Annotated in this window: 16 protein-coding genes; 3 read left to right on the top strand and 13 right to left on the bottom strand. The window is 59.2% G+C overall.

Annotated features, from left to right (window positions below; translation table 11 throughout):
- Nucleotides 1–30: 30 nt before the first annotated feature.
- Nucleotides 31–816: an ABC transporter substrate-binding protein gene (locus NCCP436_RS02845; RefSeq protein ID WP_220802278.1), complete on the top strand. Its 786-nt coding sequence runs from the start codon at nt 31–33 to the stop codon at nt 814–816.
- A 5-nt stretch (nt 817–821) separates the two neighbouring features.
- On the opposite strand, the gene pdxJ is transcribed toward NCCP436_RS02845, so the two are convergent.
- From pdxJ to rpoE, 11 genes are all read right to left on the bottom strand, one after another.
- On the bottom strand, nt 822–1,568 hold the full coding sequence (pdxJ, locus tag NCCP436_RS02840) for a pyridoxine 5'-phosphate synthase (protein WP_220802277.1): 747 nt from the start codon (nt 1,566–1,568) through the stop codon (nt 822–824).
- On the bottom strand, nt 1,561–2,250 hold the full coding sequence (recO, locus tag NCCP436_RS02835) for a DNA repair protein RecO (RefSeq protein WP_220802276.1): 690 nt from the start codon (nt 2,248–2,250) through the stop codon (nt 1,561–1,563). Before recO ends, pdxJ begins: the two co-directional genes overlap by 8 nt.
- A gap of 26 nt (nt 2,251–2,276) precedes the next feature.
- Nucleotides 2,277–3,179, bottom strand: coding sequence for a GTPase Era (gene era / locus NCCP436_RS02830; protein WP_220802275.1), 903 nt, complete (start codon nt 3,177–3,179; stop codon nt 2,277–2,279).
- Entirely contained in the window at nt 3,172–3,861 is a 690-nt protein-coding gene (gene rnc / locus NCCP436_RS02825) for a ribonuclease III (RefSeq protein WP_220802274.1), read from the bottom strand. Before rnc ends, era begins: the two co-directional genes overlap by 8 nt.
- A complete protein-coding gene (locus NCCP436_RS02820) occupies nt 3,858–4,235 on the bottom strand; it encodes a DUF4845 domain-containing protein (protein WP_220802273.1) in 378 nt (125 codons plus the stop codon). The genes rnc and NCCP436_RS02820 overlap by 4 nt, the downstream gene beginning before the upstream one ends.
- Nucleotides 4,236–4,323: 88 nt before the next feature.
- On the bottom strand, nt 4,324–5,178 hold the full coding sequence (lepB, locus tag NCCP436_RS02815) for a signal peptidase I (RefSeq protein WP_220802272.1): 855 nt from the start codon (nt 5,176–5,178) through the stop codon (nt 4,324–4,326).
- 6 nt (nt 5,179–5,184) lie between these two features.
- The gene (gene lepA / locus NCCP436_RS02810; protein WP_220802271.1) at nt 5,185–6,984 is read right to left on the bottom strand and encodes a translation elongation factor 4; all 1,800 of its coding nucleotides are present in this window, start codon (nt 6,982–6,984) and stop codon (nt 5,185–5,187) included.
- Nucleotides 6,985–7,151: 167 nt separating this feature from the next.
- Entirely contained in the window at nt 7,152–8,573 is a 1,422-nt protein-coding gene (locus NCCP436_RS02805; RefSeq protein WP_220802270.1) for a DegQ family serine endoprotease, read from the bottom strand.
- 191 nt (nt 8,574–8,764) lie between these two features.
- Nucleotides 8,765–9,712: a MucB/RseB C-terminal domain-containing protein gene (locus NCCP436_RS02800; RefSeq protein WP_220802269.1), complete on the bottom strand. Its 948-nt coding sequence runs from the start codon at nt 9,710–9,712 to the stop codon at nt 8,765–8,767.
- Nucleotides 9,713–9,720: 8 nt separating this feature from the next.
- Complete coding sequence (locus NCCP436_RS02795) at nt 9,721–10,296, bottom strand: sigma-E factor negative regulatory protein (protein WP_220802268.1); 576 nt, start codon at nt 10,294–10,296, stop codon at nt 9,721–9,723.
- Between the two features lie 30 nt (nt 10,297–10,326).
- Nucleotides 10,327–10,908 (bottom strand): RNA polymerase sigma factor RpoE, encoded by a 582-nt coding sequence (rpoE, locus tag NCCP436_RS02790; protein WP_220802267.1) that lies wholly within the window; start codon nt 10,906–10,908, stop codon nt 10,327–10,329.
- A 370-nt stretch (nt 10,909–11,278) separates the two neighbouring features.
- Here rpoE and nadB point away from each other — a divergent pair, with 370 nt between their 5' ends.
- On the top strand, nt 11,279–12,910 hold the full coding sequence (gene nadB, locus NCCP436_RS02785) for an L-aspartate oxidase (RefSeq protein ID WP_220802266.1): 1,632 nt from the start codon (nt 11,279–11,281) through the stop codon (nt 12,908–12,910).
- Here the strand turns inward: nadB and NCCP436_RS02780 are convergent.
- Nucleotides 12,864–13,331, bottom strand: a complete 468-nt coding sequence (locus NCCP436_RS02780) for a protein YgfX (RefSeq protein ID WP_220802265.1) — start codon at nt 13,329–13,331, stop codon at nt 12,864–12,866. The two genes, nadB and NCCP436_RS02780, sit on opposite strands and share 47 nt — an antisense overlap.
- Nucleotides 13,315–13,569 (bottom strand): succinate dehydrogenase assembly factor 2, encoded by a 255-nt coding sequence (locus NCCP436_RS02775; protein WP_220802264.1) that lies wholly within the window; start codon nt 13,567–13,569, stop codon nt 13,315–13,317. The genes NCCP436_RS02780 and NCCP436_RS02775 overlap by 17 nt, the downstream gene beginning before the upstream one ends.
- Nucleotides 13,570–13,711: 142 nt before the next feature.
- On the opposite strand from NCCP436_RS02775, the gene NCCP436_RS02770 reads away from it, so the two are divergent.
- Nucleotides 13,712–14,653 (top strand): folate-binding protein YgfZ, encoded by a 942-nt coding sequence (locus NCCP436_RS02770; protein ID WP_220802263.1) that lies wholly within the window; start codon nt 13,712–13,714, stop codon nt 14,651–14,653.
- Nucleotides 14,654–14,675 lie beyond the last annotated feature (22 nt).

Raw genomic sequence — 14,675 nt, 5'->3', positions numbered from 1 at the left:
TGTGACTCGCCTCCGTTTGCGAGTCAGATAATGAAGACGGCCACGCTACTTCTACTGTTTTCATGGATCTTTCCCGGCTCAGTGCTGGCGTTGCAGCTATACACCGAAGAGTATCCGCCCATCAGTTTCAGTCACGAGGGCCAGCCCAGAGGCATGGCTGTCGAGGTGGTTAAGGAACTGCTCCACCAGCTCGACCAGAGCGCCACTCTGCAGATAGTGCCTTGGGCACGGGCCTACCACATTGCCCAGACCACACCCGGCACCGCCATCTTCCCCACCATGCGTAATCCTCAGCGCGAACCACTGTTCAAGTGGGTTGGCCCGATCATCCTAGCGCACGACAACTTCTATGCACTACGCGGCTCAGGCATCTCCATCAGCCGTCACCAGGAGTTGACCGCAATCCGGGCAATTGCGGTTCCGCGCGACTGGTTCAGCTATCAGGAACTGCGCGCGGCCGGCATGAACAACCTGCTGGGAGTGAACGAACCGGAACAGATGTTCCAACTGTTACGCAGTGGTAGGGTGCCCTTGATCCTGGCAGACAATCTGAGTTTCTACGCCCGGGGCGAAGCAGCCGCACAGGTCGCTCACCTGCGCCCGGATGAGGTCGAAGCGGTCTTCCCCTATCGCCACGCCTACGGCTACATCGCCTTCTCGCTGGATACCGACGACGCACTGATCCAACGCTGGCAGGCGGCTCTGGATGCGATGAAACATGACGGCAGGTTCAGCCGCATCCATCAACGCTGGCTACCGGGCGCTGAAGAACCGGGACTGCGCGAGTCACAATGGCCCGCCGAGCCTGGTCTTTGAGAGACTTAGCCGCGCTCGGCTGCCGCGACAATCAACGCCTTCATCTCCGCCACCGCCTGCTTGAAGCCGACGAACAGCGCGTGGGCGACAAGCGCATGACCGATGTTCAACTCATTGATACCGGGAATCGCCGCTACCGCCTCGACGTTGTGATAGTGCAGGCCGTGGCCGGCATTGACGATCAGCCCATGGTTCAGCCCACAAATGACTCCCTCGCGAATACGCGACAGCTCTTCGGCCGCTTCGTCTGCCGTATGAGCGTCGGCATAGCGACCGGTATGCAGCTCAATGGCTGGGGCACCAACCCGCATGGCGGCCTCGATCTGCCGCTCCTCGGCGTCGATAAACAACGAGACCTCGCATCCGGCCAGCGATAGCCGCTCAACCGCCGCGGCAATGCGCGCCTCCTGCCCTGCCACGTCCAGACCACCCTCGGTAGTCAGCTCCTGACGGGTTTCCGGTACCAGACATACGTGTGCCGGACGAATCTGCTCGGCAAAGCCAAGCATGAAGTCGGTGATCCCCATCTCGAAGTTCATCCGGGTCTGCAGCACATCAGCCAGCACCCGCACATCGCGATCCTGGATATGCCGGCGATCTTCACGCAAGTGCACAGTGATACCGTCGGCACCCGCTTCCTCGGCATCCAGCGCCGCCTTGACCGGATCCGGGTAACGCGTACCACGCGCCTGGCGCAGGGTGGCAACGTGGTCGATGTTCACACCGAGCAAAATACGATTGGCCTCAGTCACGCTTGGACTCCTTGAGTGTCATGAAAAGCTCGCGGCTGACCAGTGGTCTGCCGCCAAGATGGGGGGCCAGTACCTGGCGCATCAGCCGCTTGGCCGCCGCCAGGGCGCCCGGCACCTGCCAGTCCGCCTCGGCCATGGCCAGCAACTCCCTCCCCTGAAACACGCCGGGCTGCAGCTGTGCCACCGCAACCAGACCGATGTCCTGCTGCCAGCGGTACAGCGCTCCGGGCTCCACCGGTTGGCCGTACTGGTCACGATCCAGCGCGAAACCATAGCCCAGTTCATCCAGCAGACGCCATTCAAAGGCACGCAGTAGCGGCTCCAGGGCACGCCCGGCAGCCAGCGCCTGCAGTGTCAGTGCATAGTGTCGAAACATCGCCGGATGCGGATCCTCCACTGGCAGCAGACGCATCAGCAGTTCATTGAGATAGAGTCCGGAGAACAGCGCCTCACCGCTCAACAGCAGAGGCACTTCAGTGCTTTCCAGGCGGCCAACCGTCTTCAGCTCGGTGCGCCCGCGCAACTCAAGATCCAGTACAGCGAATGGACGAGCGACGCTGCCGACCTTGCCTCGCGCGGCCCGCAGCACGGCACGAACACGCCCCTGTGGGGTGAAGAAGTCCACCAGTGCGCTGCTTTCCTTGTACGGGCGACTATGCAGGATGTAGGCGGCGAGAGTCATGAAGGGAAAATCGCCCAGGGCAGCTCCTACTGATCCAGATAGCCCAGCGAACGCAGGGCGCGTTCATCATCGGACCAGCCACCCTTGACCTTGACCCAGAGGTTGAGCATCACCTTGGAGTCGAACATGGTTTCCATGTCCTTGCGTGCCTCCTGGCCGATGCGTTTGATGCGCTCACCCTTGTCACCGATGATGATTTTCTTCTGCCCTTCACGTTCTACCAGGATCAGTCCGTGAATGTGCAGAACACGGCCTTCGAGTTTGAAATCCTCGATTTCCACTGTGATCTGATAGGGCACCTCGGCGCCCAGTTGGCGCATGATCTTCTCACGAATCAGCTCGGCAGCCAGGAAGCGGCTGGAACGGTCCGTGATCTGGTCTTCCGGGTAGAAATGTTCGGATTCCGGCAGGCGTTCGCCCACCAGGCGCTCGAGAGTATCGAGGTTGTGCCCGTGCAAAGCGGAAATCGGCACAATCTCGGCCTGTGGCAGCTTTTCCGCCAGCCAGTGAAGATGCGGCAACAGCTCGGCCTTGTCCTCCAGGCGGTCAGCCTTGTTCACCGCCAGCAGTACCGGACAGCGCACATGCTGCACCTTCTCCAGCACCATCTGATCCTCGTCAGTCCAGCGCGTGCGATCGACCACAAACACAACCACGTCAACGTCTTTGAGCGCAGTGGTGGCGCTGCGGTTCATGTAACGGTTGAGCGCTTTCTCGTTGTTCTTGTGCAGCCCCGGCGTATCCACATATACAGCCTGCACTGCACCCTCGGTCTTGATTCCGAGCATGTTGTGGCGGGTCGTCTGCGGCTTGCGTGAAGTGATCGCCAGCTTCTGTCCAAGAATGTGGTTGAGCAGTGTCGACTTCCCCACATTGGGACGGCCAACGATGGCAACATAGCCGCAGCGGGTCACAGGTGCATCAGTCATTGCCATTCTCCACCCCTAGGGCAATCAGTGCCGCAGCGGCAGCAACCTGCTCGGCGATACGACGGCTGCCACCCTGGCCCAGGGTCTTTTCATTGAGCAGGGAGACCTGGCACTCGACCATGAAGGTACGACAGTGCGGCTCACCCTGAATGTCCACCACCTCGTAGCGAGGCAATTCGCAGGCCCGTGACTGCAGGAACTCCTGCAGTCGCGTCTTCGGATCCTTGTTGGTATCGACCAGGGTCAGGCCATCAAGCTCGGTATCAAGCCAGGCCAGCACTCGCTCACGCGCAGCGTCCATACCCGCGTCCAGGTAGATGGCACCGATCAGCGCCTCAAGAGCATCGGCCAGAATCGATTCGCGGCGAAAACCGCCACTCTTGAGCTCACCCGAGCCCAGACGCAGGTACTCGCCCAGATCAAACCCACGGGCCAGTACAGCCAGCGTCTCGCCCTTGACTAACCGTGCGCGCAGACGCGAAAGCTGCCCTTCGCGAGCCTGTGGAAAGCGCTCGAACAGCGCCTCTCCGGCAACAAAATTGAGAATGGCATCGCCAAGAAATTCCAGACGCTCGTTATTGCGACCAGCGAAACTGCGATGAGTCAGTGCCAGGATCATCAGATCCTGGTTTTTGAAGGTGTATCCGAGCTTGCGCTCAAGGCGGGTCAGATTGGGACTCACGGCATCCGTACACGAAATTCTTTGTCAAAGTCCACCACTAGACCGATGTTCTCGATCAGCGGCTCACGTTTTTCATACTTCAGGTGAACCCGAAATTCGTGGTTCTCCATTTTGACGTCCATGATGTCACGCGGTGCCAGGTCGTTGATGCCGTTGACCTGCATGCCCTTGCTGACGTGGACATAGAAGTCTCCGACACTGCGCACCTCCGCCAACGCTTCGGTCTCTACCGAAGTAATGACCTTCTGCAGTGCCATGTAATCCATGTAATGCGGAAAAAGCTTGAAGGCGGCACTAGCGAAGAATGCCACTACGGCCAGAACCACCAGCCAGCCGAGAAAGGAAAGTCCCTGCTGCGAACGCGCAAAAGTCATGTCTATCCCCACAGATCGGTCTTGTTGAAAGGCCACACGGCCAGACCATTTATAGCCTGTGACACGATCCAGAACAGCGCGCCAGTGCTCAATGAATCAGGCCGACGCGCGAGAAGTTCGGCAAATTGCCAGTCTTCGGGCTTGGCCAGCTCATCCAGATGGCGAATGCCTTACCGACAATATGGTCATCCGGCACCATGCCCCAAAGCTCCCGGGGAGTATGACTGTCGCGCCAGTAGCGGCTGTCATTGGAATTGTCGCGGTTGTCACCCATCATGAAGTAGTGTCCTTCCGGAACCACCCATTCCCCTCCGGGTTCGCGACGCATACGGGACATTTCCTTGCGGATGGTATGTTCTATTTGGCCAAGCCGTTCACGGTAGAGCATGGCGCCGCCGAGAGAGCCGGCTTCCTCGCCCAACAGCTGCTCGCTCACCACTTCACCATTGATCAGCAGACGCTTGTCCGAGGTGTACTGGATACGATCGCCCGGCACACCAATTACGCGCTTGATGTAGTTGATGCTCGGATCACTGGGATAACGAAACACCATCACATCGCCACGCTGCGGGTTGTCCACCTCGATCACCTTGGTATCGAGCACCGGCAAACGGATTCCATAGGCAAACTTGTTGACCAGAATGAAGTCACCTACTTCCAAAGTCGGCTTCATCGAGCCGGACGGAATTTGGAACGGTTCGACGAGGAACGAACGCAGCACCAGCACGATGGCCAGAACCGGAAAAAACGACTTGCCGTATTCAACCAGCAGAGGCTCCTTGTTCAGACGCTCCAGCACCCGGTCATCCGGATCGTCGACCCGCCCCTGATAAGCCGTGATTGCAGCACGGCGGCGCGGCGCCAGCAGAATCAGATCCACAAGTGCCAGAAAGCCGCACACAGCAACGGCAATAACCAGAAGGAGCGGGAAATTGATCGACATAGAGCCCTAGCTATCCACTTTAAGCACTGCAAGGAAGGCTTCCTGCGGGATTTCCACGCTGCCTACCTGCTTCATCCGTTTCTTACCGGCCTTCTGCTTCTCCAGCAGCTTTTTCTTCCGGCTGACATCGCCGCCGTAACACTTGGCCAATACGTTTTTGCGCAGCGCCTTGACCGTAGTACGCGCCACGATTTGTCCACCGATGGCTGCCTGAATGGCTACATCGAACATCTGCCGCGGAATCAGTTCCTTCATTTTCTCGGTCAGGGCACGTCCCTTGTGATGGGCCTTGTCACGGTGCACAATCAGCGCCAGAGCATCGACCTTCTCACCGTTGATCAGCACATCCAGCTTGACCAGATTAGCCGATTCGAAGCGGTCAAAACTGTAATCCAGCGACGCATAGCCACGACTAACCGACTTCAGCCGATCGAAAAAGTCCAGTACCACCTCATTCATCGGCAGATCATAGGAAACCTGAACCTGGTTGCCGGTGAAATGCATGTCGCGCTGCACACCACGCTTCTCGATGCACAGGGTAATGACGTTCCCCAGGTGCTCCTGAGGCACAAGAATGTTGGCTCGCACAATGGGCTCGCGCATATCGGCGATGGAGGCCAGATCCGGCAGCTTGGACGGGTTGTCGACATAGACCACCTCGCCATTTTTCAACTCCACCTCGAACACCACGGTCGGCGCGGTGGTGATCAGATCCAGGTCATACTCGCGCTCAAGGCGCTCCTGAATGATCTCCATGTGCAGCATGCCGAGGAAGCCGATACGGAAGCCGAAGCCCAGAGCATCGGAGCTTTCCGGCTCGTACTGCAGCGCAGCATCGTTCAGGGTCAGTTTCTGTAGCGCCTCGCGAAAATCCTCGAAGTCATCGGAGCTGACCGGAAACAGGCCCGCATAAACCTGCGGCTTGACCCGCTGAAAGCCCGGCAGCATCTCTACGTCCGGCGTCGAGGCCAGGGTCAGGGTATCACCCACCGGGGCGCCGAGGATGTCCTTGATGCCGGCAATGATAAAGCCCACCTCACCGGCCTTGAGATCTTCGGTGGCGGTGTGCTTGGGGGTGAACACACCGACGCTGTCGACCTGATGAATCTTGCCGGTCGACTTGACGAGAATTTTGTCCCCTTTCTTGACGCGCCCGTGACGCACGCGCACCAGCGACACCACTCCCAGATAGTTGTCGAACCAGGAGTCGATGATCAACGCCTGCAGTGGTGCATCAATCTCGCCTGTCGGAGGCGGGATGACCTGAACCAGTCGTTCCAGCACATCGTTAACGCCCATGCCGCTCTTGGCGCTACAGGGCACGGCTTCAGTGGCGTCGATACCGATGATGTGCTCGATCTCCTCCTTGACCCGCTCCGGCTCGGCTTGAGGCAGATCCATCTTGTTCAGCACCGGCATGACCTCAAGGCCCTGCTCAATGGCGGTATAGCAGTTGGCCACTGACTGTGCCTCGACACCCTGGCCAGCATCGACTACCAGCAGCGCCCCCTCGCAAGCCGCCAGCGAACGACTGACCTCGTAGGTGAAGTCAACGTGCCCGGGGGTATCGATGAAGTTCAACTGGTAAGTCTTGCCGTCCTTCGCCTTGTAGTGCAGCGTGACGCTGTGCGCCTTGATGGTGATACCGCGTTCACGCTCAAGATCCATAGAGTCCAGTACTTGGGACTCCATTTCCCGCTCGGACAGCCCCCCGCAGATCTGGATGAAGCGATCCGCCAGCGTCGACTTGCCATGGTCGATATGGGCGATGATGGAAAAATTTCGGATATGACTCAGGTCACTCACAGATCAACACTCGAAGAGGGCACAGGCAAGATGCTTGCCGAAAATAGCCGCAGATTGTACATGAGCCCTCATGTGCCCGTCACGCCTGCCGCGGGACAGTCTCCATGCGATCAGCAACAGAAATGAAAAGGGCGCCCGAGAGCGCCCTTGAGGATTTCTCACATGACTTAGTTGGCCAGCTTGAAGGTGATGAAACTGGCACGGCCCTGACGCAGCACACGCATCGACACCGAGCGGTTCTTCGGCAGAGCCTTGGCCACGCGAGCGAAGTTTTCCGCTGAGTCGATAGTCTGGTTGTTCAGGTGAGTAATGACATCACCTGGACGCAGGCCGATCATCGCTGCCGGGCCATTGAGCACCTCCTTGACTACCACGCCACCGCGCAGGTCGAGGCTCTTTTTTTGCTCCGACGTCAACTCCGCCACAGTCACACCCAATCGGTTGCTGCTGCGCTCGCCGCCACCGATGCCGGCCGCAGCCAGCTCCTGACCTTCCTCCGGCAGGGTGCCGATGGTCAGAGCCAGTTTCTGGCGCGAACCATCGCGAACCACTTCCATCTCCGCCCGCTCACCCGGTTTGAGCCCACCAACAAGATGCGGCAAATCCGCCGACACAACGATAGGCTTGCCATTGAGACTCAGGATCACATCGCCCACCTGCAGACCACCCTTGTCCGCAGGTCCGCCCTCGAGCACCTGGGCTACCAGAGCCCCTGCCGGCTTATTCAGGCCAAAGGACTCTGCAAGATCCTTGTTCACTTCCTGAATCACCACACCCAGCCAGCCCCGAGTGACACGCCCCTCAGCCTTCAATTGATCGGCGACCTGCATGGCCACTTCCATGGGAATGGCAAAGGAAAGCCCCATGAAACCGCCGGAACGGGTGAAAATCTGCGAGTTGATTCCAACCACCTCACCCTTGAGGTTAAACAGCGGCCCGCCTGAATTGCCCGGATTGATGGCCACATCGGTCTGAATGAATGGCACATAGTTCTCGGTCGGCAGACTCCGTCCCTTGGCGCTGACAATACCGGCTGTGACCGAGTGATCGAAACCGAAAGGAGAGCCAATAGCCAGTACCCATTCACCCACCTTCAGATCGTCAGCCTTGCCCAGCGGCACGGTCGGCAATCCGGAACCCTCCACCTTCAGCAACGCCACATCGCTGCGCGGATCAGCTCCAACCAGACGTGCCTCAAGCTCACTGCGGTCGGAAAGACGCACAATAATTTCATCAGCATCGGCCACAACATGATTGTTGGTCAGCACGTAGCCATCTGGCGAAATGATGAAACCGGAGCCAAGCGACTGAGCCTCGCGCTGACGCTCCCCCGGACTGCGCGGCATTTGCGGAATACTGCGTTCTAGGAACTCACGAAAAATCGGCGGCAGCCCTTCCAGATCGGGAAGACCGGACTGCCCCGCCATACTACGCTCTGGCATTTTCTGCCGTGTACTGATGTTGACCACGGCAGGCGAGGCACTCTCCACCAGTTCCGTGAAGTCCGGCAGACTGGCCTGCGCCAGCAGGCTTTGCCCCCATAGCAGCGCTGCGACCAGCAATGGCGCAACGGATTTGATTTTTCTCATCGAACTACAACTCCCCATATGAAAACGCGGACAATTCGACTCGGTAGCAGCTAAACCGCCCACAACGCATAACCTGAAGGGTCGTGAAAACTCATGAACCCTGCCGGCACCGAAGCGCCAAACAACCGAGCCAAAAGTTTTTGACGTCGGCTGATCCATACACAGACCCTATCAGCTACACCAACCTCCACTCACTTGACGAGCAGATTCGGATCTTCGGGACGCATCGAAAGTGCAATGCGTTCTGCGGTACCCAGCGGAATTTCGCCGACCACCGTTACCATTACATCACCTGTCTGGGTGCTCATACGCCGCGAGACTGCAACTGTCGGCCCCAACTGACTGCGCGCATCATCGACCGTACTCCCCTGCAGAGGCTCGAGGAATACAGAGAAACGGGCCAGTCCGTCGCCATACATCAGATAGGCCACCTTCACATTGCTCGTGGGAAGCTGACGCAGCTGAGCCGCATCCAGGGTGAACCCTGGCGGCAGCCAATCAGCACGCCAGCTGCCCTCGCTAATGCTATCCACTGACTGCTGCCGCATGCCCCTGCAACGAGCACTCGGCTGCAGACTGGAAGCTTCCGGCTCGACGGCAGCCAATTGGGCAAACTGGAAGCGCTCCAGCAGCTGACCGCGCTCGTTGAGCAACAGCGATTTGAGCGGCAGGCCGGTCTCCCGATCCAAATGAAGTTCAAAACCGTAGCGATGCTGGTCACGAGGAGCCAGCACCAGAACCACCGCACCTCGACCGGCAATTCGGGACTGGCCGGCAATACGCATGTCGTACCATTGACGCAGACGTTGTGCATCCAGGTGCCGTGCTGGCCAACCCTGACCATCTCCGACCTGCTCAGCCAGTCCACCGCTTACGCACTGAACCTGACCATCGACCTTGATAACTTCCTGCGCTGGGCCATCGAGCTGCAAAAGGCGCTCTCGAACCTCACCACCCGAACCAACCTGATGCCAGATGCCGTGAGTGGAAAAGCTGCCATTACGCTCGTAGATAAATACGCCCTGAAAACTCTGCCTTTGCTCCGCCTCCGAGAGACGCTTTAGCCAGTCCTGCACCTCGGACGCCTGAACAGGCAGAGCCAGCAGCCCACTGAGCAAACAGAAGGGAATCGCGCGCATGGGATTCCTTAGCGATTTTCCAGACTGGCCGCCCGTGCGTAGGGTAACGCCGACTCACTCGCCCCCACGACCCCCTGCTGGGCATGCTGGCGCAGGTAGTCCGGCAGGCGATGTTCGTGCCAGCTCAAGGAGCCCTTTTCAGCAGCCTGATCAGCCTCCTCAGCAGTGCGACTATATCCGGCCAATAATGCCGGCCCCTGCACCTGAGGTGCGGAGATCACAGGGGCAACGTCCTGCTGAGCCAGTTGCACACCGCTGAACTCATCCTGATTGTAGAAACGCACACCTGCCAGTACTGCCACCGTAACCGACGCCGCCACCGCCACGCGTCCGACCTGGCGCCAGACTGGCGTTTTGCGAACCGGCACGGCCTCATCTGCCAGCGCCGCAGAGACCGCAGAAGCGATATCCAGCTGCGGCACCAGCAACTCACGGTGCATGGCGGCACGAGCCAGCTGGTAACGCGACCAGGTACTTCGTAACTCGTCATCCTCACTGGCTGCCAGCACGCGCCGCAGCTCCAGTTCGTCCGCTTCGTTATCCATCACCGCGGACAGCGATTCCCGCAGGGTTTCACGACTCATGGTGTTCCTCTCTTGGCTGTCGCCGCTGCCTCAGGCTTCCTGCAACAAGGGCTGCAGGGATTTATCTATTGCCTCGCGCGCACGAAAAATCCGCGAACGCACCGTACCAACCGGACACTGCATGACACTGGCGATGTCCTCATAACTCAAACCGTCGAACTCACGCAAGGTTAACGCCGTGCGCAAGTCATCCGGTAACTGGGCGATGGTTCGATGCACGGTGGCCTCGATCTCATCGCGCAGCAATGCCCGCTCCGGCGACTCGATGTCCTTGAGGGCATGATCGCCATCATAGAACTCCGCGTCATCGCTGCTGACATCACTATCTGGCGGTCTGCGCCCGCGAGACACCAGATAATTCTTCGCCGTATTGATGGCGATGCGGTACAGCCAGGTGTAGAACGCACTGTCACCGCGAAAGTTTCCAAGTGCCCGGTAGGCTTTTACAAACGCCTCCTGAGCAACATCCTGAGCCTCATGAGTGTCGTGCACGAAACGCACGATCAAACCAAGGATCTTGTGTTGATACTTCAGCACCAACAGGTCGAAGGCTCGCTTGTCACCGCGCTGCACTCGCTCAACCAGTTGCTGATCATCTTCCTGGGTTAGCATGCACTCTCCTCGTTACGCTTGAAGGAGGCTTGCACCCGTAAGCAAATCAGCTTGCCAAGATAGACTCGGGCCCTATGCAAAAGTTCTCCCCTCCAAGCAAGCTTCCCGCAGAGTTCTCTGGACTCCGCCCGGAACAGCGTCAGCAAATCTTTACCGCTCACGCTAATAATCTTGTCGTCGCCCATTTCACACCCGCCACTGGCTTCAGCACACATGCAGGCACACGCAAGCGTTCTCCCTAGAATGGGAGACCCCTTTTGGAACCCGAAAGACTAAGAAAGTTCCTGAGCACCACGCTCGGTCATAAGCTGGCTATTGTGACGCCGCCCCTCTCTATATACTAGGCTCCGCTTTCACGCGGAACTCGTCCATGAGCCTACACTTTCAGCACGATGTCCTGGTCATTGGCAGCGGCGCCGCCGGCCTGACCCTCGCACTCACTCTGCCTCCGAACCTGCGTATCGCGGTGCTGAGCAAGGGCGACCTTGCCAATGGTTCGACCTACTGGGCACAAGGCGGTGTAGCAGCCGTACTGGACGACACTGACACGGTGGATTCCCATGTCACTGACACCCTGGATGCCGGCGCTGGTCTGTGTCGCGAGGATGCAGTGCGCTTTACTGTTGAGCACAGCCGCGAAGCCATTGAATGGCTTATAGAACAGGGTGTCCCGTTTACCCGGGAAGAGCGCACGCTCGGCGAGGAAAGCGGCTTCCAGTTCCATCTGACGCGCGAGGGGGGACATAGCCACCGTCGCATCATTCACGCTGCCGACGCTACCGGCGCGGCGATTTTCAACACCCTGCTGGAACAGGCTCGCAAGCGATCGAACATTGAGCTTCTGGAGCAACGCGTGGCGGTGGATCTGATCACCGAACGCCGGCTTGGCCTAAAAGGCGAGCGCTGCCTCGGCGCCTACGTTCTTGATCGAGCTCGCGGGGAGGTGGACACCTTCGCCGCCCGCTTCATCATTCTCGCCACCGGTGGCGCCGCCAAGGTGTACCTCTATACCAGTAATTCCGATGGCGCCTGCGGTGACGGCATCGCCATGGCCTGGCGCGCAGGCTGCCGCGTCGGCAACCTGGAATTCAATCAGTTCCACCCCACCTGCCTGTATCACCCGCAGGCCAAGAATTTCCTGATCACCGAAGCCCTACGCGGTGAAGGCGCGGTGCTCAAACTGCCCAATGGCGAACGCTTTATGCCGCGCTTTGACCCCCGTGGCGAGTTGGCTCCACGCGACATTGTCGCCCGAGCCATCGACCATGAGATGAAGCGCCTGGGTATCGATTGCGTGTACCTGGACATCAGCCACCAGCCGGCAGACTTCATCAGAAGCCACTTCCCCACCGTCTATGAGCGCTGCATGAGTTTTGGCATCGACATCACCCGCCAGGCCATTCCGGTGGTGCCAGCTGCGCACTACACCTGCGGCGGCGTCGTTGTCGATCATCAGGGCCGCACGGATGTGCCGGGGCTTTATGCCATCGGCGAAACCACCTTTACCGGCCTGCATGGCGCCAATCGTCTGGCCAGCAACTCACTGCTCGAATGCTTTGTATACGCCCGCTCGGCCGCGCAAGACATCTGCAACCAGCTTGAACGAGTCGACATGCCGCCGTATCTCCCGGCATGGGACGCCAGCCAGGTTACGGACTCGGACGAAGACGTAATCATCGCCCATAACTGGGACGAACTGCGGCGCTTCATGTGGGACTACGTGGGCATCGTGCGCACCAACAAGCGATTGCAACGCGCTCAGCACCGGGTACGCTTGCTGCTGGACGAAATTGACGAGTTCTACTCAAACTACCGGGTCAGCCGTGACCTGATCGAACTACGTAACTTGGCGCTGGTGGCCGAGCTGATCATCCGTTCAGCCATGCAACGACATGAAAGCCGAGGACTGCACTACACCCTCGACTACCCCGATCAACTGCCCGAAGCACGCGACACTATCCTGACGCCCACGAACCCGGCTCAGTCCAGCGACGCCTGCTGAACTTCAGCAGCACCCGCAGCCGCCGGTGCTGATCGGCCGGCAGCGCATCGGCCGGGATGCACAATCCACGAACCAGGCGTTGCCCCGGCAGACTGAAGCGCAACACTACCACTGCGGGCAACGCCAGGCTGTCGGGACGCAGTTGCACCGCCTGCCAGCCGGCGGCGGCACTCCAAAGCTGCCAGCCTTCGGCATTGCGGCGCAGACCGGTAAATGCATGTGGCGACGACAGCAGAACCCGCCGCGGCAGTACCCAGGCGACATGCAAGAAACACAGAACATGCGCCAGCAGCTTCCAGCCGAGAGCGATGCTGCTCAGCCAGGGAGCTACCAGCGCCAGCAGCAACGCCAACAGATAGAGTCGCAGCAGCCAGACAGAAGGCCGACAGCGACACTCGAAGAGTTCACTTGGGCTGGACACGATCCAGAATCATGCGAACGATATGGCGCAGATCCGGATCCTCGGGCTCTCCGCGCTGCATGAACCAGCCGAACATGTCCTGATCCTCGCATTCCAGCAGCTTGCGGTAGCGTGCCTGATCCTCGGCATCCAGAGTCGGGTATACCTCCTGGACAAAAGGCACCAGCAGGACATCCAGCTCCAGCATGCCACGGCGGCTATGCCAGAACAGGCGATTCAATTCACTTTGCTCAACCATGCAACCCACTCCTCAAACGAGGGCCGCAGTATAGCGATGAATTGCCCTGCTGTTCAGGCATCACGGATGCATTTGCGCTGACAAGGTCTGGCCGCGCCTCTATGATGAGCACCCGACTTGCTCAATAAACCAAACTGGTGCCATGGCCGATAGTCCGTACTTCACCCTCCTCGACCACGAAGGTCTGCTTGCCGTGCGCGGCACTGATGCCGCCAAGTTCCTGCAGGGCCAACTGACCTGCAATCTCAATTACCTGTCCGAGACGCAATCGAGCCTGGGCGCCCGCTGCACTCCCAAGGGCCGGATGATTTCGAGCTTCCGCATCATGCCTGCCGAGGACGGCTACCTGCTCGCCATGGATCGCGAACTGGTCGCCGCGCAGCTGGCCGACCTGCAGAAATATGCGGTCTTCTCCAAATCCAAGTTGACCGACGAGACGGCTGACTGGGTACGTTTCGGTCTTGCCGGCGCTGATGCCGCACTGCTGCAACTGGGCCTGAAACTGGATCAGAAGGCCGACTCACTGGCACGCGCCGACCAGTTGATTGCCGTGCGCCTGAGCGACGGACGCGCCGAACTCTGGGCACCTAGCAGCGAATCGGTTCGCCTGCAGGAGACACTGGCCACGCAGTTGCCGCAGGCTGCCATGAACGACTGGCTGCTGGCGCAGATACGCGCCGGTATCGGCCAGGTTTTTGCCTCAACCCGCGAGCTGTTTATTCCGCAAATGATCAATTTGCAGGCATTAGGTGGGGTAAGCTTCAAGAAAGGCTGCTATACCGGTCAGGAAATCGTCGCGCGCATGCAGTATCTGGGCAAACTCAAGCGCCGTCTGTACCGGCTTGGCCTAGACGGCGACGCACTACCACCTATCGCGACCCAGTTGTTCTCACCGGTGCACGGTTCCAGCGTTGGCGAAGTGGTGCTGGCCGCTCATGACACTGCCGGCATTGAGCTGCTTGCCGTGTTGCAACAAGATGCCGTCGAGGATGGACGGATTCATCTTGCCAGTCTCGATGGCCCGCCCCTCAGGCTGCTGGAGCTGCCCTACGAGCTGGATTCGGATCGGGAAATCCAGCGCTGAATCAACCGACCTGGCGCCACTT

The organism is Pseudomonas sp. NCCP-436 (genome assembly GCF_019656335.1).
Lineage (GTDB): Bacteria > Pseudomonadota > Gammaproteobacteria > Pseudomonadales > Pseudomonadaceae > Aquipseudomonas.
The sequence above is the reverse complement of the archived record's forward strand: the minus strand, read 5'-3'. Positions and strand labels throughout refer to the sequence as shown.

Bases quoted from the DNA above. Each gene is read 5' to 3' on its own strand.
- NCCP436_RS02845 (WP_220802278.1), top strand. From the start codon at position 31: ATGAAGACGGCCACGCTACTTCTACTGTTTTCATGGATCTTTCCCGGC.
- recO (WP_220802276.1), bottom strand. From the start codon at position 2,250: ATGACTCTCGCCGCCTACATCCTGCATAGTCGCCCGTACAAGGAAAGC.
- era (WP_220802275.1), bottom strand. From the start codon at position 3,179: ATGACTGATGCACCTGTGACCCGCTGCGGCTATGTTGCCATCGTTGGC.
- NCCP436_RS02820 (WP_220802273.1), bottom strand. From the start codon at position 4,235: ATGACTTTTGCGCGTTCGCAGCAGGGACTTTCCTTTCTCGGCTGGCTG.
- lepB (WP_220802272.1), bottom strand. From the start codon at position 5,178: ATGTCGATCAATTTCCCGCTCCTTCTGGTTATTGCCGTTGCTGTGTGC.
- NCCP436_RS02805 (WP_220802270.1), bottom strand. From the start codon at position 8,573: ATGAGAAAAATCAAATCCGTTGCGCCATTGCTGGTCGCAGCGCTGCTA.
- NCCP436_RS02800 (WP_220802269.1), bottom strand. From the start codon at position 9,712: ATGCGCGCGATTCCCTTCTGTTTGCTCAGTGGGCTGCTGGCTCTGCCT.
- NCCP436_RS02795 (WP_220802268.1), bottom strand. From the start codon at position 10,296: ATGAGTCGTGAAACCCTGCGGGAATCGCTGTCCGCGGTGATGGATAAC.
- rpoE (WP_220802267.1), bottom strand. From the start codon at position 10,908: ATGCTAACCCAGGAAGATGATCAGCAACTGGTTGAGCGAGTGCAGCGC.
- nadB (WP_220802266.1), top strand. From the start codon at position 11,279: ATGAGCCTACACTTTCAGCACGATGTCCTGGTCATTGGCAGCGGCGCC.
- NCCP436_RS02775 (WP_220802264.1), bottom strand. From the start codon at position 13,569: ATGGTTGAGCAAAGTGAATTGAATCGCCTGTTCTGGCATAGCCGCCGT.
- NCCP436_RS02770 (WP_220802263.1), top strand. From the start codon at position 13,712: ATGGCCGATAGTCCGTACTTCACCCTCCTCGACCACGAAGGTCTGCTT.